Origin of the sequence: Ochrobactrum vermis, assembly GCF_002975205.1 — a bacterium.
GTDB lineage: Bacteria > Pseudomonadota > Alphaproteobacteria > Rhizobiales > Rhizobiaceae > Brucella > Brucella vermis.
In genome coordinates, this window is the sequence record NZ_PCOC01000001.1 from 1,135,035 (window position 1) to 1,155,764 (window position 20,730).

Sequence of the window (20,730 nt, forward strand, 5' to 3'; positions counted from 1 at the left end):
CATACTTGCCTTCATGATTAGCTGATAGCTATGAACGCGAACCGCGGAAGTCAATGTCTGTACTGGGTCCGCACCAATTTGGCGTAATCATATTACAGTGAAGGATGCATCGCAATGTCGCTGGAAGGAATAGGCTTTGGTTATCGCGAACGCGCGCCCTATGCCTGTGATCCTGCACGAAGCCGTGGTCGTCTGGTTCCTGAGCCGGAGAGCCCGACACGCACACCATTCCAGCGCGACCGGGACCGCATCATCCATTCCACGGCTTTCCGCCGTCTGAAGCACAAGACGCAGGTTTTTATCGCACATGAGGGCGATCATTACCGCACACGTCTCACGCATACGATAGAGGTCGCCCAAATCGCCCGCGCGTTGGCTCGGGCATTGCGGCTCGATGAAGACCTTGCCGAAGCCGTGGCGCTTGTTCATGATTTCGGGCACACGCCCTTCGGTCATACCGGCGAGGAAGCGCTCAACGAGCGCATGAAGCCATTCGGTGGCTTCGATCATAACGCGCAGTCGCTCAGGATCGTGACCAAGCTTGAGCATCGATATGCCGATTTCGATGGGCTCAATCTTTCATGGGAGACGCTGGAAGGGCTGGTCAAGCACAACGGGCCTCTGTTGGGTGCCTATGCGCCCCATCCAGATGTTTCTGTTCCGTTGCCGATCCTCGATTTCAATGAACGCTACGACCTTGAACTTACGCGGTTCGCCAGTATGGAAGCGCAATGTGCGGCCATTGCCGATGATATCGCTTATAATGCCCACGATATTGACGATGGCTTGCGAGCAGGGCTTTTGAGCCTCGATGCGCTTGACGAAGTGCCATTGACGAAACGCCTGCTCGATCTCGTGCGGACGCGTTATCCCGATCTCGATCCTGTTCGTACCGGACATGAACTGGTGCGCAGGCAAATCACCATCATGGTGGAAGATGTGATCGAGGAGGCTCAGCGCCGTCTTGCGGCAGCGAAGCCGCAAAGTGTGGAAGACGTGCATGGTCAGTCGCACGCACTGGTAGGTTTTTCGGATGCCATGCGCACCGACGAAAAAGTGCTGAAGCGTTTTCTCTTCAAGAACCTCTATTTCCACGAAAGCGTCGTTGTGCACAGGCACGCTGCCGACAAGATTCTTCAAGACCTTTTCGATGCCTGTTTTGCCGACCCAATGATCATGCCGCCGGAATGGCAATCGGGCTGCGAGACGCTGGATGAAGCATCGCGGGCACGACGGATAGCTGATTATCTTGCCGGGATGACTGACAATTATGCGGTGCGAGAACACCGACGATTGTTTGACCACACACCCGATTTAGCTTAATCGGGGCCAAACGAAGCGGCATCTATCGGCAAATTGACCGGATCCCGCACTTTATTGGAACGAGCCGACACCGGAAAAGCAGGACTAAAAGCCCGGCGTAAGCCTGACAGGACAGACCATGAATATCTTTGCAGATTTCGACGCACGTATCAAAAAGACGTTGCAAGATATTGATCTGAAACCGAAAGACGGTGGCGAACTCGACCTTTCGCGCATCGGTGTCGAGCCACCGCGAGATGCTTCCCATGGCGATATTGCAACCAATGCTGCAATGGTGCTCTCCAAGGCTGTTGGTGAAAACCCGCGCGAACTTGCCGTTCGGATAGCTGAAGCTCTTGCCTCGGATGAAGATGTCGAAACTGTCGATGTCGCAGGTCCGGGTTTCATCAATCTGCGCCTCAAGGCCACTTATTGGCAGCGTGAACTTTCGTCGATGCTGAACGAAGGTACGGATTTCGGACGCTCCAAGCTTGGTTCCGGCTTGAAGGTGAATGTCGAATATGTTTCGGCAAACCCTACTGGACCCATGCATGTGGGCCATTGCCGTGGCGCAGTTGTGGGCGATGTTCTGGCCAATCTGCTCCAATTCGCAGGCTATGACGTGGTCAAGGAATACTACATCAACGACGCCGGGGCACAGATCGATGTGTTGGCGCGTTCCGCGATGCTGCGCTACCGCGAAGCGCTCGGCGAGAGTGTCGGCGAGATTCCGGCTGGTCTTTACCCTGGCGACTATCTCGTTCCGGTAGGGCAGGAACTTGCCAAGGAATTCGGTAACAAGCTTCTGGAAATACCGGAAGCCGAAGCGCTCGCTCTGATCAAGGATCGCACGATCGATGCCATGATGGCGATGATCCGCGCCGATCTCGATGCGCTCAATGTGCATCATGATGTGTTCTTCTCCGAGCGGAAGCTGCATGTGGATCACGCACGGGCGATTCGCAATGCAATCAACGATCTGACGCTCAAGGGCCATGTCTACAAGGGCAAGCTCCCGCCTCCGAAGGGCCAGCTTCCGGAAGACTGGGAAGACCGGGAGCAGACATTGTTCCGTTCGACGGAAGTGGGCGACGATATCGATCGTCCGCTGATGAAGTCCGATGGCGCTTTTACTTATTTTGCCGGCGACGTCGCGTATTTCAAGGACAAGTACGATCGCGGTTTCAACGAGATGATCTATGTGCTGGGCGCCGACCATGGTGGCTATGTCAAGCGTCTGGAAGCGGTTGCGAGAGCGGTTTCCGATGGCAAGGCCAAGCTGACGGTGCTGCTCTGCCAACTGGTCAAGCTGTTCCGTGATGGCGAACCTGTGCGCATGTCGAAGCGGTCGGGCGAGTTCATAACGTTGCGCGAGGTCGTGGATGAAGTCGGCCGCGACCCTGTTCGTTTCATGATGCTTTACCGGAAGAACGACGCGCCGCTGGATTTCGATTTTGCCAAGGTGACCGAGCAGTCGAAGGACAATCCGGTCTTCTACGTGCAATATGCTTCGGCGCGTTGTCACTCGGTTTTCCGTCAGGCCGCCGATCAGCTTGGTCTTGCCGATCTGGACCGAGTCGGCATGGGCGCGCATTTCGACAAGCTGACCGATGAGAGCGAAATCGCGCTCGTTCGCAAGCTTGCGGAATATCCGCGTCTGATCGAGGCTGCGGCCGTCCATCAGGAGCCGCATCGGCTTGCTTTCTACCTTTATGACCTCGCCAGCGCGTTCCATTCACAGTGGAATAGAGGCACAGAGAACCCGGACTTACGTTTTATTAAGGTTAACGATCCAGACTTGTCGCTAGCCAGGCTAGGGCTGGTACAGGTTGTTTCCGATGTGCTGCGTTCCGGATTGACGATAATCGGTGCGGACGCTCCAACGGAAATGCGCTAGAGTATAGTTTGAAGGTGAAGGCCTTTTGAGACGGATTATACTCGAAGATTGGTCATCGCAATGTGCGGACCGCGAAATGCGGTTCGAGATGTTTTCGGTGACCACTCGGCTGTCACGAAGCTGTTCAGGTCGAAAGACTGATTGAAGGCAAAGGTTGGCAAGTCGAACAGGTGGGAGGCCATAATGAACGCAAGTCATTGGTCTTCCTTCTGGCGCAGGAAACTTCCGTCAACTTTTGCCCACATTGCCTCGCTACAAAGCAATGTATGGAGACGTCTTGCGACGTCCAGGGTTTGAGTTAGGAACACGTTATGACGGACAGCAGTGCAAATCCCCGTAATTACGGCGAGCGTCCGTTGCACGAAGACGATCCGCTGATGGAATTGTCGCGGATCATGGACTTCGGCACGCCTGCTGATGATAACGTCGCTTGGAACGAGCGCCGCCCCACTCATTTCGGGAATACTCACTTTGAGGATGATCGAACAGATCCGGGCTTCGATCCATCGCTGGATCTGGAGCGCGAGCTGCTCGGCGGCTTCAATGATTATTCTCAGCCTACGGACCAGTCACATTCCCAAGCGACACCGACGCACGACGATTCCTATCGGGCGGGTGAAGCTCTGATTCATGAGGAAGAACTTGCGTCTGCTCTGGAAGACGAACTTGATCTTCAGATGAGTGAGGATGAACAGGCACCAGCATTGGAAACGCCATCATTCGAAACACTGGAGTTCGAGGAAGCGGACCGCACAGAACCTGTGCCGCAATTCGATTACAACGATTACTCGGCTGCGCGCGATTCGAGCGGCGAGGGTTACGCTGCGTCGTCGGTCTACAGCCGCCGGGAAACCGTAGAGCCGCTACATATCGATCAAAATGACTACGATCCGACGGTCTATCAGCCAGCCATAGAGCCGCATGAAGAGGCTTACCAGCCTGCACGCGAGCACGACTGGAATGTTCAGGCCGTGGAGCCTGCTGAGCAGTCCTATGCCGCCGTCACAGCGCCGGTTTCGCTTGAGGACGAACTGGAAAATCTGCTGTTCGGCGACGAGCCGCAGCCGGTGTCCCACGACGCGACGTACTTTTCACATGTTGCGCCTGCAGAAGCGACAAGTGTCCAGCACGACACGGCGGCGGTGCACAATCATGTTTATCAGGATGGGCCAGAGCTGGACGACCTGCATTTCGACGATTTGCAGCTCGATGAGCAGACCTATGATGATGAACCTCAGTCTGCCGCACCAGTTGCGCCACTCGAAGCCTACGCCCCACAGACAGTTCCTGCGGGATACCCGTATTACACGCGGAGCAATTTCTCCTCGGGAGTTGCAGGACAAGATGCGGTAGTGACGACGACGCAGGCTGATTATGCGCCTGTTGCAGGTTCAACCTCCTCTCATGACGATGATGACGATTTCTCTTTCGATGACGACTTCTCGTTCGACATTGAAGAAGCACCGGCTGCAATTGCCGCCGAAGGAACAGAGGATGATCTTCCCGAATTGGCTGAGATCAGCCTTTCGGAAGACGATTTTGGGTTTGAACCATCAGGCGATGTTTCCAAAATCCAGGACGAGAATGCCTTCGGCGAAGATGATTTCTTTACGGAAGACGATCTCGACCTGAGCACGGAAACTGAAGAGGAAACCGCTGCTTACGCGCATGCGGTGCGTCCGGACGAGGATTACCGGTCATCACCGGCTGCGTTCTCGCAGTTCGGAAGCACGCATACGGCTGCGGTCAGTGCTCCGGCACCCGAAGTCGAAACCTTGAGTGTGGCCGAAGAAAAGGTCGAGCAGACGCATTCCCTCGATCTGCCTGACGTCAGCTACGGCGAAGAAGAGCCCAATGCCGGTCTGACTGATCTTGAAGCGGAATTCGCGGAAGTCTTCAACACCGTCGGAACTGATGATTCGGCGAAATCCGACGCGCAGAGCGAGGCTGACAGGGCTTTTGAGGATATATTCCGCGAAAGTGCTTCCAGCTATCTGCCAAGTTCCGGCGCCAGCCTAGGTGCCGCTGTCGGCGCTGCTGCAATGGGCGTCGGTGCTGCCGCCGCTGCGGGAGCATATGGCCGTTCGCAGACGGCTCAGACGCCAGCACAGCCAAAAGCCTCCAACCCGTTGGGCAATGAAGACGATTTCTACAACCATTGGGCGGCTCAGGGTGCACAGACCTTTGAAGGTGGCGACTATGGTGAACGCGCTGCGATGCAGCCGGAAGATGATCTCGGCAGTGCTGCCGAGGCCTATCGTAATCGTCCGGTCCGTGGCCGCCGTGGCCTTATTCTGGCCAGTGTGGCTGGCGTGGCGGTGCTTCTTGGTGGGATCGGCTATCATTTCATCGGAGGAAGCGGTTCCGGCGAGCCGGTTGTGATTCGTGCTGACAATCAGCCGATCAAGATGCAGCCGGAAAATCCGGGCGGTGCAACAGTGCCGAACCAGGACAAGGCAGTTTATGACCGTGTTGCCGGTACCTTGCCGAATAATCCGGAACAAAAATCCCTGATTACTTCCGGTGAAGAGCCGGTGGACATTTCGGGCACGGACGACGGCGAGAACATGGCGGACAACACGCCAGATGAACAGCCAGTGGCGAATAATGCTCCGGCCGAGAATCAAAACACGAACCACAACGCGCCATTGGTTCAGCCGCGCGAAGTGGAAACCATGATCGTTCGTCCGGATGGTTCTATCGTCCAGCCGTCTCCGGCTCCGCAGGAAATGGCCTCGCAGCTGCCTCCGGCAAACACCGCGCAGCCATCGGCTCCAACCGGCAGTGATGAAATCGGCGCGCTGGCGGCTGGCAATGCGCCTGCAGAACCAGTCGCGCAGGCACCGGAATCGGCACCGGCTCCCCAGGCACAACAGCCTCAGCCTGCTGCGGAAGCTCCACGTCTTCCGGCCCGCGCTCCGGTGGTGCCGTCAAGGCCAGCTGAACAGCCGGTCAACATCGTCGGCAATGTTGCGCAGCGCACGCAGGCGGCTGCAGCGGCGAGTTCAGCCGCTGCCACGGCTGCTCCACAGGTTGCATCCGCAGCGGGAGCAGGCGGTTACTTCATCCAGATCGCTTCGCAGCCATCTGCGGAGCTGGCACAGAAATCCTATGCCAACATGGCCCAGAAATATGGCAGCGTGATCGGTGGCCGTAGCGTCGACATCAAGCGTGCCGACATTCCGGGCAAGGGGACTTACTATCGTGTCCGCGTTCAGGGTGGCTCCAAGGAAGATGCATCCGCACTTTGCGGACGCCTCAAGTCTGCGGGCGGTAGCTGCTTCGTGACGCAGTGATTTATCAGACACTGAATATTGAAAGGGCGGCTTCGGTCGCCCTTTTTCATGGTCCACTACCAAGCCCTGATTTTTTCGGCTAAACCGAAACAGGGATACTTGAGTACAGCATTTCCAGACGATTTGAAGGACGAGCGCATGAAAGAGTGCAAGGCATGGATTGCCGGTGTGTCGGGAACGAAACTTACTCAGGACGAAATCGCGTTTTTCCGCGATGAAAGGCCCTGGGGCTTCATCCTTTTTGCGCGCAATGTCGAAAGTCTGGAACAGGTTTCCGAGCTGACGGCGCATATGCGTGACCTGACGGGCCGTGATCAGACGCCGGTTTTCATCGATCAGGAAGGTGGGCGCGTGCAGCGCCTTCGCCCGCCGCTCGTTCCCAATTATCCCTCGGCCTCCGAGATCGGTGCGATCTACGCGCGTGATCGCGAAGCGGGACTTCGCGCAGCATGGCTTCATGCCCGGCTGCATGCATTCGACTTGCTGAAGGTTGGTGTCAATGTGGACTGCCTGCCGGTTCTGGACGTGCCAGTCGAGGGTGCACATGATGTCATCGGTGCGCGAGCCTATTCCAAGAACCCGCATGCGGTTGCCGAAATGGGACGGGCTGCTGCTGAGGGCTTGCTTGCCGGTGGTTTGCTACCTGTAGTCAAGCATATGCCGGGGCATGGCCGTGCGTTTGCCGACACGCACAAGGAACTGGCGCGCGTCACCGTTCCTCTCAATGAACTGGTCGCGCATGATTTCGTGCCATTCAAGGCGCTCAACGATCTGCCGATGGCAATGACGGCTCATGTCGTGTTCGATTGCATCGACCCACAGCGTCCATCCACGATGTCACCGACTGTCATCAATACCATCATTCGCGATGTCATCCAGTTCGATGGTCTCGTCATGAGCGACGATATTTCCATGAAGGCGCTCTCGGGCGGACTGGGCGACATAGCAGACGGCATCATCGGTGCCGGTTGCGACATGGTTCTCTATTGCGCAGGCGTGATGGACGAACTGAAGGAAGTTGCAGCGCGTGTGCCGGTTCTGGAGGGCAAGGCGAAGCGCCGTGCCGATCTGGCCGAAGTCTATGCGGGCGATCCCGATCTTTCCGACGAGGACGAACTGCGTGCAGAATTCAACGCCATGTTCGAACTGATAGCGTAATCGTCAAAACTTGGTAAACTGAGATGGTCGGCGGGCTGATCCTCCGGTGAAATACTATCGACAGGGAAACGGGTTTGGCGGCATCGGGAGCAGACACAGACGGCAAAGACGGCACGCTCGTGCCGATGGATGCGCTGTGGCAAGGTGATCCCGAGCGCAGCGAAAGCGAACCGTCTCTTCTCGTCGATGTGCAGGGATTTGAAGGTCCTCTGGATCTGCTGCTCCATCTTGCGCGGAGCCAGCGCGTCGATCTTGCCCGTATCTCCGTTCTGGCGCTCGCGGAGCAATATCTAGAATTTGTGGAAAAGGCACGCGTGTTGAGCCTTGAACTTGCAGCCGACTATCTCGTCATGGCTGCCTGGCTCGCCTATCTCAAGTCGAAGCTGCTGATCCCGAAGCAACAGGGCGATGACGGAGCAACAGGCGAAGAATTGGCGGCGTCGCTGCACTATCGCTTGAAGAGGCTTGAAGCCATGCGCGATGCGGCGGCGAAGCTCGTCAATCGCAGCCGGCTGGGGCGCGATGTCTTCGCGCGCGGCATGCCGGAAATGGTCATGGTGGACAGAACCAGCCAGTTTTCTGCGACATTGTACGACCTTCTCACCGCCTATGCTTCACAGCGACAGCGACAGGCCGTGTCGCAGGTGCAAATCGCCAAGCGTGCAGTCTGGTCGCTGAAAGAGGCACGGGTGGCGCTCGTGCGTTTGATGGGAACGGTTGGAGACTGGGTTTCTCTCGACCGGTTCTTGATCGATTATGCGCTTTCACCGCGCGAGAGGGCCTCGGCACTTGCGAGTTCCTTCGCTGCCAGTCTCGAGCTGGTGCGTGAAGGCAAGCTGGAAGTCAGGCAAAACGCTCCGTTCGAGCCGATCTATATCAGGGCTACGGTAGATATCAGCGAATTGGATGAGGACGAGGATGTCTGAGGCGGAACGTCAAAATCTGGCTGAAATTGATAGCGATGATTATCTGATGGAGGAGGAAGCTTCCGTCTCGACGCAGGGGCTCGCTGAGCTCGCACGTATTGTGGAAGCCATTGTTTTCGCATCTTCCGAACCTGTATCCGAGCGCGCATTGGCGGAACGCCTGCCTGCCAATGTGGAGGTTGCGCCTGTTTTGAAGCATTTGCAGAAAATATACGAAACGCGTGGCGTGCACCTTGTTCAGGTCGGCAATGCATGGGCGTTTCGCACTGCGCCCGATCTCGCCTTTCTCATGAGTCGCGAAGCTGTCCAGCAGCGCAAACTGTCTCGCGCTGCGATGGAAGTGCTGGCCGTCATCGCCTATCACCAGCCGGTAACGCGCGCCGAGCTGGAAGATATTCGCGGTGTCGAAACTTCAAAGGGCACACTTGACGTCCTTATGGAGACCGGCTGGATTAAGCTGCGCGGTCGCCGGCGTACTCCCGGTCGTCCGGTCACCTATGGGACGACGGAGTCGTTTCTTGACCATTTCGGCCTTCCCGAAATCCGGGATTTGCCCGGACTGGAGGAGTTGCGCGGGGCAGGGCTTCTATCCGCACGCATGCCATCGAGTTTTGCAGTTCCGGTGCCGAATTTAGACCCGGATGAACTGACGGAAGACGAAGAGCCGCTCGAAGATATCGATCTGGAAAGCCTTGGCCTGCTCGCCCCACGTGGTGAATAGTCTCACCCCGGTCTTTGGAGCCAATTTTATTTGTCGCAAAGCCGTTCACCGTCATACTTCTGTTTGAAAGATTTGTTGAAAGCGCTTAAATCGTAATTGGCATTGCAGGAACATGCCGCGCATTCGCGGCAATGAGAGGAATGAAATGGGTAGCTTTTCCATCTGGCACTGGCTGATCGTTCTGGCGGTTGTCCTTCTTTTGTTTGGCCGCGGCAAGATTCCCGAGCTGATGGGTGATGTTGCCAAGGGCATCAAGAACTTCAAGCAGGGCATGACCGACGAAGACGCTAAGGATGAAGCCAGGGATTCGGGTCGTACGATCGACGCCAAGGCTGACGAAACCGTCAACGACGTCAAGAAAACCACCAAGTCCTGATCTAACGGATAAAGCATGCTGCGTGCGCGGAAACGCGCGCAGCATATTTTGTCATTTACAAGTGCGGTTTTCCGCCGAAAGACGGGACGCGCGCGCGAATTGCGCGGGGTATCAAGAATATGTTCGACATCGGTTGGTCTGAACTTCTGATTATTGCGATCGTGATGGTCGTGGTGGTCGGTCCCAAGGATTTGCCGAAAATGCTGAGGGCATTCGGCAAGGCAACCGCGCGCATGCGCGCTACCGCCAACGAGTTCAAGCAGCAGTTCGATGAGGCCTTGAAAGAGGCAGAGCTTGAGGACGTCAAGAACATCATTGATGAAACCCGCAAGCTCGACCCGCGTTCAAAGATCACGCAGGTATTCGATCCGATTCGAAGCGCAGGCGAGGATTTGCGTTCTGGCCTTCAGTCCACGTCTTCCATGTCTCCGGCGAAACCTGACAAAACCGCTGAAGTGACGACACCCGTCGATGCTGGTGGCACACTGGTGCCGCCTGCCGTGGAGCCGCTGGCGGAAAAAGCCCAAGCTCCCCAGAAGGCGGCGCGCAAGACGGCACCCAAGGCACAGAGTAAGGCGACCGAAGCCACAGCAGCTAAAACGAAAGCCGCATCAAAGGCAGCTTCTGTCGCAAAGCCTGCTCTCAAGAAGCCCGTTGCAGCGAAATCGGAAACGGCAAAGGCCGAAACGGTCGGGACCGCTGCCGCACCTGCCAAAAAGACCACGAAAAAGACAGGAACCAAAGCGTGACACGCGACGAGGACGAAATCGAACAGAGCGCAGCGCCTCTGCTTGAGCACCTGATCGAACTGCGCAGACGCCTGATCTGGGCAATTCTGGCATTTTTCGTGGCATTTGTATTCTGTTTCGCTTTCGCCAAACAGCTCTTCAATCTGCTTGTCGTGCCTTACCAATGGGCGCTCGACTGGGCGGGCATGGATCGCTCGAAAGCAGAACTGATTTATACGGCGCCGCAGGAATTCTTCTTCACACAGGTGAAGGTTGCAATGTTCGGCGGTATCGTGCTGGCATTTCCGATTATTGCCGCGCAGATCTACAAGTTTGTGGCACCCGGCCTTTACAAGCACGAACGCATGGCCTTCCTGCCGTTCCTGATCGCATCGCCGATCCTGTTTTTGACCGGGGGCGCACTCGTCTATTTCTTCTTCACGCCGATGGTGATGTGGTTCTTCCTCGCAATGCAGCAATCTGGCGGCGGCGGCGAAGTGCAGATATCGCTTCTGCCGAAGGTGTCGGAATATCTGAGCCTCATCATGACGCTCATCTTTGCTTTCGGTCTGGTCTTCCAGCTGCCGGTGGTCACGAGCCTCATGGCCCGCGTTGGTCTGGTGACTTCGGCTGGCTTGAAGGACAAGCGCAAATACGCAATCGTCATTGCTTTCATTGTTGCGGCTGTGCTGACACCGCCTGATCCGGCGAGCCAGATCGGTCTTGCCTTGCCGACGATCCTTCTCTACGAGATTTCAATCATCGTGGCTCGCATGATCGAGAAGAAACGGGATGAGGCGCAGGAAACCGCCGACGCTGAGAACGACGCTTCATCGTCCTGATTTGTCACTTTGATTCTATGAGGTCGCAACCTGTGCGGCCTCGCTTCTGTTCAATTTCAAGAAACGGCTTTTCCCATGCTCGACATCAAATGGATTCGCGAAAACCCTGGAACCCTCGACAAAGCGCTCGCCAAGCGCGGGGCTCAGTCGCTGTCGTCCGAATTGATGGCGCTGGATGAAAAACGCCGCGAATATGTCGGCAAGGTTCAGGCCGCCCAGGAGCGCCGCAACGCCGCTTCGAAGGAAATCGGCAAAGCCATGGCTGCAAAGGACGCAGCGACGGCTGACAAGCTGAAGGCTGAAGTTGCCGAGTTGAAGGATTTTCTTGCACAGGCTGAGGACGAAGAACGTCGCCTGACCAAGGAACTGAACGACGCGCTGTCGACCATCCCCAATATTCCACTGGAAGACGTGCCGCTCGGCAAGGATGAAAGCGACAATGTCGAAGTTCGTCGCATCGGCAACCAACGCAACTTTTCCTTCCAGCCGAAAGAACATTTCGAGCTGGGCGAAGCGCTCGGCTATATGGATTTCGAGCGCGCCGCCAAGCTCGCGGGTTCGCGCTTTACAGTTCTGAAGGGACCGCTTGCACGTCTCGAACGAGCGCTTGGCCAGTTCATGCTCGACCTCCACACCATGGAACACGGCTTTACCGAAACGATGCCCCCGCTGATGGTGCGCGACGAAGCTGTCTATGGAACGGGTCAGCTACCGAAATTCTCCGACGATCTTTTCCGCACGACGGATGGCCGCTGGCTCATCCCGACCGCCGAAGTTCCGCTGACCAATCTGGTTGCCGACGAGATCGTCGATACCAAATCGCTTCCACAGCGCTATACAGCGCTGACCCCGTGCTTCCGTTCGGAAGCGGGTTCTGCCGGTCGTGATACGCGCGGGATGCTGCGCCAGCACCAGTTCCTGAAAGTGGAAATGGTGTCGATCACGGATTCCGACAGCTCGATCGAAGAGCATGAGCGTATGACTGCCTGTGCCGAAGAGGTTCTGAAGCGCCTTGGTCTGCCGTTCCGTACCGTCGTGCTCTGCACCGGCGACATGGGTTTCGGCGCACAGAAGACTTACGATATCGAGGTGTGGCTGCCCGGCCAGAACACCTATCGCGAAATTTCCAGCTGCTCTGTCTGCGGTGATTTCCAGGGCCGCCGCATGAATGCCCGCTATCGTCCGGAAGGCGAGAAATCGACCCGTTTCGTGCATACGCTGAACGGTTCGGGCGTCGCCGTCGGTCGTGCCCTGATCGCGGTCATGGAAAATTATCAGGAAGAAGATGGCAGCATTCATATTCCTGAAGCATTGCAGCCATACATGGGCGGCCTCACGCGGATAGAGAAAGCTGCGTGAACCGAAATTGTTGATAGCCATAATGAAGGAGTGACGACGTGCGAATTCTGCTGACGAACGATGATGGTATCCATGCTGAAGGCCTCGCAGTTCTGGAGCGGATCGCACGCAAGCTTTCCGACGATGTCTGGGTCGTTGCTCCTGAAACCGATCAGAGCGGCCTCGCGCATTCGCTGACGCTGTCGGAACCGCTCCGTCTTCGCCAGATAGATGATCGCCATTTCGCATTGCGCGGTACGCCGACCGATTGCGTCATCATGGGCGTTCGCCACGTTTTGCCGGGCGCGCCTGATCTTATTCTGTCCGGCGTAAACTCCGGCGCGAATATTGCCGATGACGTCACCTATTCGGGAACGGTTGCGGGCGCCATGGAAGGCACACTGCTCGGTGTGCGATCCATCGCATTGTCGCAGGAATATGAATATGAAGGCGACCGCCGCATCGTGCCGTGGGAAACAGCGGAAACGCATGCACCTGACCTTATCCGCAAGCTGATGGAAGCAGGATGGCCGGAAGGCGTTCTCCTGAACCTCAATTTCCCGAATTGCGGCGCAGATGAAGTCAAGGGAACACGGATTACCGCTCAGGGTAAACTCAGCCATGACGCCCGCCTCGACGAGCGTCGCGACGGACGCGGATTCCCGTATTTCTGGCTGCATTTCGGACGTGGCAAGGCTCCGGTGGCGGACGACAGCGATATCGCAGCCATTCGTTCCGATTGCATTTCAGTGACCCCATTGCACCTCGATCTGACCGCGCATAAGGTTCGGGCAGAACTGGGTGCAGCACTTGGGGTTGAAGCATGAGGCAGGCAACGTCTGAGCGCCCACGGCTTTCGGACAGAGAAGGATTTGCATCCTTCGTTATGCGGATGCGCGGATACGGGATCGACGATCCGCGTCTTTTTGCAGCCGTTGAAGCGACGCCACGCCAGAGCTTCCTCGCATCGTCATGGTCGCATCTTGCCTATAGTCCGCGTACTGCGCCGCTTGACTGCGGCGAGTATATGGAAGGTATCGACGACCAGATTCGGACCATCGCCGCACTCAAGCTGGAGCCCGGTCATCGTGTGCTCGAGATTGGAACCGGCTCCGGATTTACAGCAGCGGTAATGTCTTCGCTCGTCGGACGTGTCACGACCGTCGAGCGCTATCGCAAGCTTTGCGATCACGCGCTGCAGCAATTCGTTTCACTGAAGCGCGAAAACATCATGGTCAAGCATGCTGATGGTCGCCATGGAATGCCTGGCGGCCCCTTCGACCGCATCCTGATCTGGCTCGCATTCGAGGAAGTGCCACGGCATTTCGTTGATCTTCTGGCGACGCATGGTGTGCTGATTGCGCCGATCGGTCCGGGAGATGGTCCGCAGGTGATGACCCGCATAGCCAAGGTCGGCAGCCGATTCGAGCAGGAAGACCTGATGTCGGTCCGCTATCAGCCATTCATCGAAGGTGTCTCGTCCGTTCTGTGACCGACATGCGTATCGATTCGTCAAAATGATGCTTATCGGGCTCGCTCCGGCATCGTCGGAGGGGCGGACTGGCCGCTTTGTGCACTTATGGTATTTAATTGGTGAATCTTTTTTCGAAGATTTGCCGTTCTTAACCAGAGAGTAACATTAACGCGTTTTAATCACCTTACTGAGTTTCGAGTATGGGCGAGTTGAACATGCGTTTACAAATTTTGCAGCACACGTCTGAACGTCTCCTGCGGAATGTCGCGATCGTTCTGATTGCCGGTTTTGGTGCCGGGTGCAGTGCCGATACGATGCGCTTCACTGATGGTATCAGTACGGGGTCGACGTCCAGTCAGCGTGTCGCACAGCAGCCGACTGGCGATCTTTATGCATCCGCGGCTCCCGTAGCCCCCGCTTCGAGCGGTTCCGTTCAGCGCAATTCATTGCCGCCGGTGTCTTCGGCGCCGATGGCAGCGCCGGTGGCAGCAGCACGACAGTCGGTACAGGCTCCGGTCGCAGCGGCATCCAACAACATTCAGAATCAGGTCGGACAGGCACAGGACATGGCAACAAACCGTGTGAACAACACGGTCAATGCAGCAGAAACCAAAGTCGCCAGTGCGGCAACGTCTACGCGTAACACCGTGAACGGTGCGCAGGAAAAGGTTCTCGGGCAGCTACCGGCGAACCCAACCATGCCGCGACCAACGGACAACAATATAGCAGTCGTACCGCAGGCACCTGCCGTCAACGGCAAGAAGCCTTCGGCAAACGATATGGCTTCGGCGGGCGCAAACGCAACGACGCCGCCAGCGCCGAACGGTACATACACGGTGAAGAGCGGCGATTCGCTGTTCTCCATCGCGCAGAAGCACAACGTTCCTGTCGAGCAATTGAAGAAGGCAAACGGACTGTCGAATGGCGCTATCCGCGTCGGACAGGCGCTCGTCATTCCTTCTGCTGCTGCGGGTAATGCAACGCAGGTCGCCGCAGTTTCGCAGCCACCGGAAAATCCGGCCAAGGCAGCGGCTGCACCGACCGCCAATGCCGATGTGAAGCCTTATACGCCGCCGCAAGCGAGCAACAAGGTGATCGAAGATGCCGAAAAGGATCAGGCGGCAGCACCTTCTTCAACCGGCATTTCGCAGATGCGTTGGCCGGTGCGTGGCCGTATTCTCGCAAGCTTCGGCCAGCGTGAAGGTACATCGGTGAGTGACGGTATCGACATTATGGTTCCGGAAGGAACGTCGGTTAAGGCTGCAGAAAACGGCGTCGTCATCTATGCCGGCGACGGTCTGAAGGAATTCGGCCAGACGGTTTTGATCCGCCACGACAATGGCCTCGTCACCGTTTACGGCCATAATAGCCAGATATTGGTTCAGCGTGGCCAGAAGGTTCGTCGCGGCGAAGACGTTGCAAAATCGGGCATGAGCGGCAACGCGAAATCTCCGAAGTTGCATTTCGAAGTGCGCAAGAATTCGTCGCCGGTCAATCCTTCCAAGTATCTGGAATCCTGATTGAAAACGATTCGAAATAAAAAGAAGGCGGGCTAAAAGCCCGCCTTCTTTTTTATGCATCATTCGTCTTTTTACATTGCAATGCCGAGGCGACCTGCGAGATCCTGGATATATTGCCATGCAACGCGCCCTGAACGGTTTCCGCGTGTTGTGGACCACTCCAATGCTTCTGCATGCATCTTGGCTGGATCGTAAGTCAGCTTAAAATGAGCCGCATAGCCGTCAACCATGGCGATATAGTCGTCCTGGCTGCACTTGTGGAAGCCCAGCCAGAGGCCGAAGCGGTCCGAAAGCGATACCTTTTCCTCAATGGCTTCGGAAGGGTTGATCGCGGTCGAGCGTTCGTTGTCGATCATGTCGCGCGGCATCAGATGACGGCGGTTCGAGGTCGCGTAGAAGATCACATTGCCCGGTCGGCCTTCAACGCCGCCTTCAAGTGCGGCTTTGAGCGATTTATAGGACGTATCGTCATGATCGAAGGAAAGATCGTCGCAGAACAGGATGAAGCGATAGTCTGTGCTCTTGATGAGGTTCATCAATGTCGGAAGGCTATCAATATCCTCGCGATGAATTTCGATCAGCTTGAGCGGATTGCGATCCGGCATTTCTGCGTTCACGCTTGCCTGTGCAGCCTTGACGAGCGAGGATTTTCCCATGCCCCGCGCTCCCCAGAGCAGCACATTGTTCGCCGGAAATCCGTTTGCGAAACGCCGGGTATTGTCCACGAGCTGGTCACGTACCAAATCTACGCCACGGATCAGTGCGATATCCACGCGGTTCACATGGCTGACCGGATCTAGAGTCAAGCGTTCGGGAGCCCAGACAAAGCAGTCTGCGGCGTCAAGATCGGGTGTTTTAGCTTCCGGCGGCGCGATGCGTTCCAGAGCGGCGATCAAGCGGTCCAGTTTCTGGCTGAGTATGTCTTCGGTCGTCATTTCATGCCCCTGATGATAGGGGTAACGGCTTAACATGTCACAGCGGAGGCGAAAAGTGTGCGACCTTGGCGCAGGCGGGATCATCGCCGGTTGCATTTGGCGCGCTAACCATTGTAATGCCGTTAATAATCTGTCTTCGAGACTTCAGAGGAGTTCCTAATGTTCGTAACACCGGCTTTCGCTCAAGCACCTGGCGGCGGCGCTTTTGGCCCAGACATGCTGATGAGCATTCTGCCGTTCATCCTGATTTTCGTGATCATGTACTTCCTTATCATCCGCCCGCAGCGGACCCAGATGAAGAAGCGTCAGGAAATGCTGACCCAGGTTCGTCGCGGGGACACCGTCGTCACGGGCGGCGGCATTGTTGGCAAGGTTCAGAAGGTTGTTGATGACAACGAACTTGAAGTCGAAATCGCTGAAGGCGTTCGCATCCGTGTTATGCGCAGCACGCTGATGGATGTTCGCGTCAAGGGCGAGCCAGTCGCCGACAACAAGAACAAATAATTCTTTTCACGACACTTCAGGCCCCGGTAAGATTTCAATAACCGGGGCCTGCGCATTATTCGGTAAGCGCTAACATAAGTTGTGCGTGCCACGACGCCGGAGAGCGGTTCGCAACAAGTGAACTCCGGCATGCTCTATCCAAGCTGATACGGAATTGCTGCTCTATGCTCTATTTTTCACGCTGGAAATCTGCCCTGATCTGGCTCGCGGTTCTCGTGAGTTTCGTCATCGCATCCCCTAACTTTTTCTCGCGTGAAACGCTGGCAAAACTGCCAAATTTCCTGCCGAAGCAGCAGATCGCCCTTGGGCTTGATCTCTCCGGCGGCTCGCGACTGGTCCTGCAAGTGCAGAATGCCGGACGCGGGGACCTCGAACGCACTGCCAATATTATGCGGCAGCGTCTGGAAGAGCTTGGCTATGGCAAGCCTGTTGTGGAAGAAGAGAACCGCAATCAGATTCGGGTCGAAGTTCCCGGTGTTTATGACGCGCAGCTTCTGAAAGACATTCTGAGCGTCCGCGGCGATTTCTCATTCCGGGCTGTCGATAGCACCATGTCGCCGGATGATGCCATTCGTGGCACGCCACCGGCAGACAGTGAAATCATCTACTCCTATGACGATCCGCCCGTCGGCTATCTCGTCAAAAAGCAGCCGATCCTGACGGGCGCCAATGTGACGGATGCCAAGGCGACACTTGCCGACGATGATACCGAGCCTGTCATTACGCTGACTTTGGACGATGCAGGTCGCAGGAACCTTGCCGAGGCAACATCCCATCTGGTCGGTGGAAGCTTTGCTATCGTCGTCGATAACCAGATCGTTTCTGCACCCGCCGTCGAAGAGAAGCTCGATACGAACGAGTTGCAGATTTCAGGCGCCTTCGATCTTCAGGCAGCCAATAACATGGCGGTTGTGCTGCGTTCAGGCGCGCTGCCGCAGAATGTTTCGGTCCTGGAAGAACGCACGATCGCATCTGCATTGGGCGAAGACTACGCCAGTGCCGCTGCATTGGCAGCCTTGCTTGCTGCACTGCTCGTCGGCCTGTTCATGGTCCTGTCCTACGGCATCCTTGGCGTGATCGCCATGGTCGCACTGGCCGTCAACATCATCATCCTGACAGCGATACTCTCGCTGATCGGTGCTTCGATCAGTCTCGCCAGCATTGCCGGTCTGGTGCTGACCATCGGTCTGGCGGTTGACGCTCACATCCTTATTTACGAACGTGTGCGGGAAGATCGTCGCAAAGGCTATTCCGTGGTTCAGGCTATGGAATCCGGTTTCTATCGCGCCCTCTCGACCATTATCGACGCGAACCTCACCACACTTATTGCGGCACTCGTGCTGTTCCTGCTTGGCTCGGGAACGGTTCACGGCTTCGCATTGACGGTGGCGGTGGGTATCGGCACGACGCTCTTCACCACGCTCACCTTCACCCGCCTGCTGATCGCGCAATGGGTGCGCACAGCCAAGCCGAAGGAAGTGCCGAAGCGCCGTTTGAAGCTGGTCCCGACTGTGACCCACATCCCGTTCATGCGTCTGCAGTTCGTGACGCTTGGCATATCGATAATGGCCTGCGCCATTGTAGTCGCTCTGTTCGTCAATATAGGATTCAATTACGGCATTGATTTCCGCGGCGGCTCGATGGTCGAATTGCAGGCCCGCAGTGGCGACGCCAATCTTGAAGACATCACCGAGCGGCTTACCGAACTTAATATCGATAGCGCCCGTGTTCTGCCGGCAAAGTCACCACGCTCCGCACTTGTCATTATCGGCAGTCAGGAAGTCGGCGACGATGCCGAACAAACCGTCGCCGTGAAGCTGCGCGGGGAATTCGAACAGGATTATTCATTCCAGCGGGTAGAGGTCGTCGGGCCGACGGTTTCCGAACAGCTTTCGCGCGCTGGCGTTCTGGCGGTCATTCTGTCGCTGATCGGTATCTTCATCTACGTATGGGTCCGGTTCCGCTGGCAGCTCGCGCTTGGCGCGGTGCTGTCGACATTGCACGACGTCATCATCCTGGCGGGTATGTTCATCGTGTTCCGCATGGAATTCAATCTGTGGAGCGTTGCGGCGATCCTGACGATCATCGGCTATTCGCTGAACGATACGGTGGTGATCTACGACCGTGTTCGTGAAAATCTGCGAGTCTACAAGAGCGCACCACTACCTGCCATCATCGATGCGTCTATTAACCAGACACTGTCGCGTACCTTGCTGACGTCCTTTGTGACCTTTCTCGCGCATATCCCGCTTTATGCTTTCGGGGGCGCAGATATCCGCAGTTTCGCGCTGGCGCTGAGCGTCGGTATTATCGTTGCGAGTTATTCGTCGATCTTCATCGCCGCTCCATTGCTGGTTCAGTTCGGGCTCAAGCCGCGCGGATCAGATCAGGCAGGCGATTCCATGGATGATGAACTGGCGCAATCGCTGAATTTGGAAAGCTGAGAATGGCTAAGGGGATAGAGATACGCGAAGCCCATTTTCCGGGCCGTGCTCCTATCGATGCCTATGGCGATGGAGGCTTCCGCTTTGCCGAGATGTCGCATCGCGGGTCCATACTTTGCCTGCCTTCGGGAATTCACGGCTGGAAACCCGCAACACCGCCGGTACTGGCCAAAGCTGATCTGGAAATGATCCTGGAGCAAGCATCCGATATTGAGATTCTGCTGGTGGGGACAGGCATGGATTTGCGCCGTATCCCAGAAGATGTGCGCGCCATCCTGCGCGAACACCGCATTTCTTCCGATCCTATGAGCACAGGTGCAGCCGTCCGCACCTACAATGTGCTGCTGGCGGAAGATCGCGCGGTCGCGGCGGCGCTGATTGCTGTAGACTAATGCTATGAACGAGAATGAGGCACATTGCCTGGCATTGCTTCGCGAAGCTGACCGAGATCGCTATCTTTCAGTGCTTTATGCACCGGAAGACCGTCGCGGCGGTCTGGCTGCATTATACGCATTCAATGCAGAGATTGCGCGTATCCGTGATTTGGTTCACGAACCGCTGCCTGGAGAAGTCCGGCTGCAATGGTGGCGCGATCTCATCAACGGTGAGGCGAGGGGCATTGCGGAAGGGCACCCTGTAGCTGCCGCATTGATCAGCACAATTGAAAAATATGAGCTGCCACGAGCCGCCTTCGATAATTACTGCGAAGCGCGCATTTTCGATCTCTATGACGATCCTATGCCCAGCCGCAACGATCTGGAGGGTTATTGCGGTGAAACCGCATCGGCAATCATCCAGCTAGCCGGTTTTATACTCGATAGAGATGCCGCTCAGACACAGACAGAAATCACCGGTCATGCCGGTGTGGCGCAGGCGGTGACCGGCTTGCTTCGCCTTATGCCTATTCATCTGCGGCGCGGGCAACTCTATGTTCCAGCCGATATGTTGCAGGCTGTCGGTGTAACCCGCGAGACCTTGATTGCTGGCGAAGACAAGGCGGCTGTCGAGCGCGTCGTCAGCATTATGCTGGCTTTTGCACGAGAACATCTGGCGATTTTCGAGAGGAACAAGTCGCAGTTGCCGAAGAGCCTTGCTCCGGCGTTTCTGCCATTGGCGCTTGTCCCAGCCTATCTGCGAGCAATTGAGCGCCTGGGTGCGCGGGCTGCCGAAAAGGTGGCGGATATTTCGGCTATCCGAAAGCAATGGCTTCTGCTCAGAGCGAACTTCTGAGCAAGTGGAATCGATAGGCTTCGGTCCATCTCGACCGAA

The 20,730-nt window shown here is 56.5% G+C and carries 18 protein-coding genes; 17 read left to right on the forward strand and 1 reads right to left on the reverse strand.

Annotated elements, in window-relative coordinates:
* Positions 1–114: 114 nt before the first annotated feature.
* From CQZ93_RS05525 to dipM, 13 genes are all read left to right on the forward strand, one after another.
* Positions 115–1,323, forward strand: coding sequence for a deoxyguanosinetriphosphate triphosphohydrolase (locus CQZ93_RS05525; protein WP_105541694.1), 1,209 nt, complete (start codon positions 115–117; stop codon positions 1,321–1,323).
* Positions 1,324–1,441: 118 nt separating this feature from the next.
* Positions 1,442–3,199 (forward strand): arginine--tRNA ligase, encoded by a 1,758-nt coding sequence (argS, locus tag CQZ93_RS05530; RefSeq protein WP_105541695.1) that lies wholly within the window; start codon positions 1,442–1,444, stop codon positions 3,197–3,199.
* 311 nt (positions 3,200–3,510) lie between these two features.
* Positions 3,511–6,495 carry an SPOR domain-containing protein gene (locus CQZ93_RS05535; protein ID WP_105541696.1) on the forward strand — a complete coding sequence of 995 codons (2,985 nt, stop codon included), beginning with the start codon at positions 3,511–3,513 and terminating at the stop codon, positions 6,493–6,495.
* Positions 6,496–6,633: 138 nt separating this feature from the next.
* Positions 6,634–7,653, forward strand: a complete 1,020-nt coding sequence (gene nagZ, locus CQZ93_RS05540) for a beta-N-acetylhexosaminidase (protein ID WP_105541697.1) — start codon at positions 6,634–6,636, stop codon at positions 7,651–7,653.
* Between the two features lie 74 nt (positions 7,654–7,727).
* Positions 7,728–8,579 (forward strand): segregation and condensation protein A, encoded by an 852-nt coding sequence (locus CQZ93_RS05545; protein ID WP_105541698.1) that lies wholly within the window; start codon positions 7,728–7,730, stop codon positions 8,577–8,579.
* The gene (gene scpB, locus CQZ93_RS05550; RefSeq protein ID WP_105541699.1) at positions 8,572–9,300 is read left to right on the forward strand and encodes an SMC-Scp complex subunit ScpB; all 729 of its coding nucleotides are present in this window, start codon (positions 8,572–8,574) and stop codon (positions 9,298–9,300) included. The genes CQZ93_RS05545 and scpB overlap by 8 nt, the downstream gene beginning before the upstream one ends.
* Positions 9,301–9,445: 145 nt before the next feature.
* Positions 9,446–9,676, forward strand: coding sequence for a twin-arginine translocase TatA/TatE family subunit (locus CQZ93_RS05555; RefSeq protein ID WP_105543189.1), 231 nt, complete (start codon positions 9,446–9,448; stop codon positions 9,674–9,676).
* Positions 9,677–9,795: 119 nt separating this feature from the next.
* Positions 9,796–10,425: a Sec-independent protein translocase protein TatB gene (gene tatB / locus CQZ93_RS05560; protein WP_105541700.1), complete on the forward strand. Its 630-nt coding sequence runs from the start codon at positions 9,796–9,798 to the stop codon at positions 10,423–10,425.
* Positions 10,422–11,246 (forward strand): twin-arginine translocase subunit TatC, encoded by an 825-nt coding sequence (gene tatC, locus CQZ93_RS05565; RefSeq protein ID WP_105541701.1) that lies wholly within the window; start codon positions 10,422–10,424, stop codon positions 11,244–11,246. The genes tatB and tatC overlap by 4 nt, the downstream gene beginning before the upstream one ends.
* A gap of 75 nt (positions 11,247–11,321) precedes the next feature.
* A complete protein-coding gene (gene serS / locus CQZ93_RS05570) occupies positions 11,322–12,605 on the forward strand; it encodes a serine--tRNA ligase (RefSeq protein ID WP_105541702.1) in 1,284 nt (427 codons plus the stop codon).
* Positions 12,606–12,643: 38 nt separating this feature from the next.
* Positions 12,644–13,411 (forward strand): 5'/3'-nucleotidase SurE, encoded by a 768-nt coding sequence (gene surE, locus CQZ93_RS05575; protein ID WP_105541703.1) that lies wholly within the window; start codon positions 12,644–12,646, stop codon positions 13,409–13,411.
* Positions 13,408–14,076 carry a protein-L-isoaspartate(D-aspartate) O-methyltransferase gene (locus CQZ93_RS05580; RefSeq protein WP_105541704.1) on the forward strand — a complete coding sequence of 223 codons (669 nt, stop codon included), beginning with the start codon at positions 13,408–13,410 and terminating at the stop codon, positions 14,074–14,076. Before surE ends, CQZ93_RS05580 begins: the two co-directional genes overlap by 4 nt.
* 182 nt (positions 14,077–14,258) lie before the next feature.
* The gene (gene dipM / locus CQZ93_RS05585; protein WP_105541705.1) at positions 14,259–15,578 is read left to right on the forward strand and encodes a cell division endopeptidase DipM; all 1,320 of its coding nucleotides are present in this window, start codon (positions 14,259–14,261) and stop codon (positions 15,576–15,578) included.
* 71 nt (positions 15,579–15,649) lie between these two features.
* On the opposite strand, the gene CQZ93_RS05590 is transcribed toward dipM, so the two are convergent.
* Positions 15,650–16,513 (reverse strand): ATP-binding protein, encoded by an 864-nt coding sequence (locus tag CQZ93_RS05590; RefSeq protein WP_105541706.1) that lies wholly within the window; start codon positions 16,511–16,513, stop codon positions 15,650–15,652.
* A gap of 159 nt (positions 16,514–16,672) precedes the next feature.
* On the opposite strand from CQZ93_RS05590, the gene yajC reads away from it, so the two are divergent.
* The 4 genes from yajC (at position 16,673) to CQZ93_RS05610 (ending at position 20,691) form a co-directional block, all read left to right on the forward strand.
* Positions 16,673–17,017, forward strand: coding sequence for a preprotein translocase subunit YajC (gene yajC, locus CQZ93_RS05595; RefSeq protein ID WP_105541707.1), 345 nt, complete (start codon positions 16,673–16,675; stop codon positions 17,015–17,017).
* A gap of 164 nt (positions 17,018–17,181) precedes the next feature.
* A complete protein-coding gene (secDF, locus tag CQZ93_RS05600) occupies positions 17,182–19,461 on the forward strand; it encodes a protein translocase subunit SecDF (RefSeq protein WP_105541708.1) in 2,280 nt (759 codons plus the stop codon).
* A gap of 2 nt (positions 19,462–19,463) precedes the next feature.
* On the forward strand, positions 19,464–19,853 hold the full coding sequence (locus tag CQZ93_RS05605) for an Mth938-like domain-containing protein (protein ID WP_105541709.1): 390 nt from the start codon (positions 19,464–19,466) through the stop codon (positions 19,851–19,853).
* A gap of 4 nt (positions 19,854–19,857) precedes the next feature.
* Positions 19,858–20,691 carry a phytoene/squalene synthase family protein gene (locus tag CQZ93_RS05610; protein ID WP_105541710.1) on the forward strand — a complete coding sequence of 278 codons (834 nt, stop codon included), beginning with the start codon at positions 19,858–19,860 and terminating at the stop codon, positions 20,689–20,691.
* Positions 20,692–20,730: the final 39 nt, after the last annotated feature.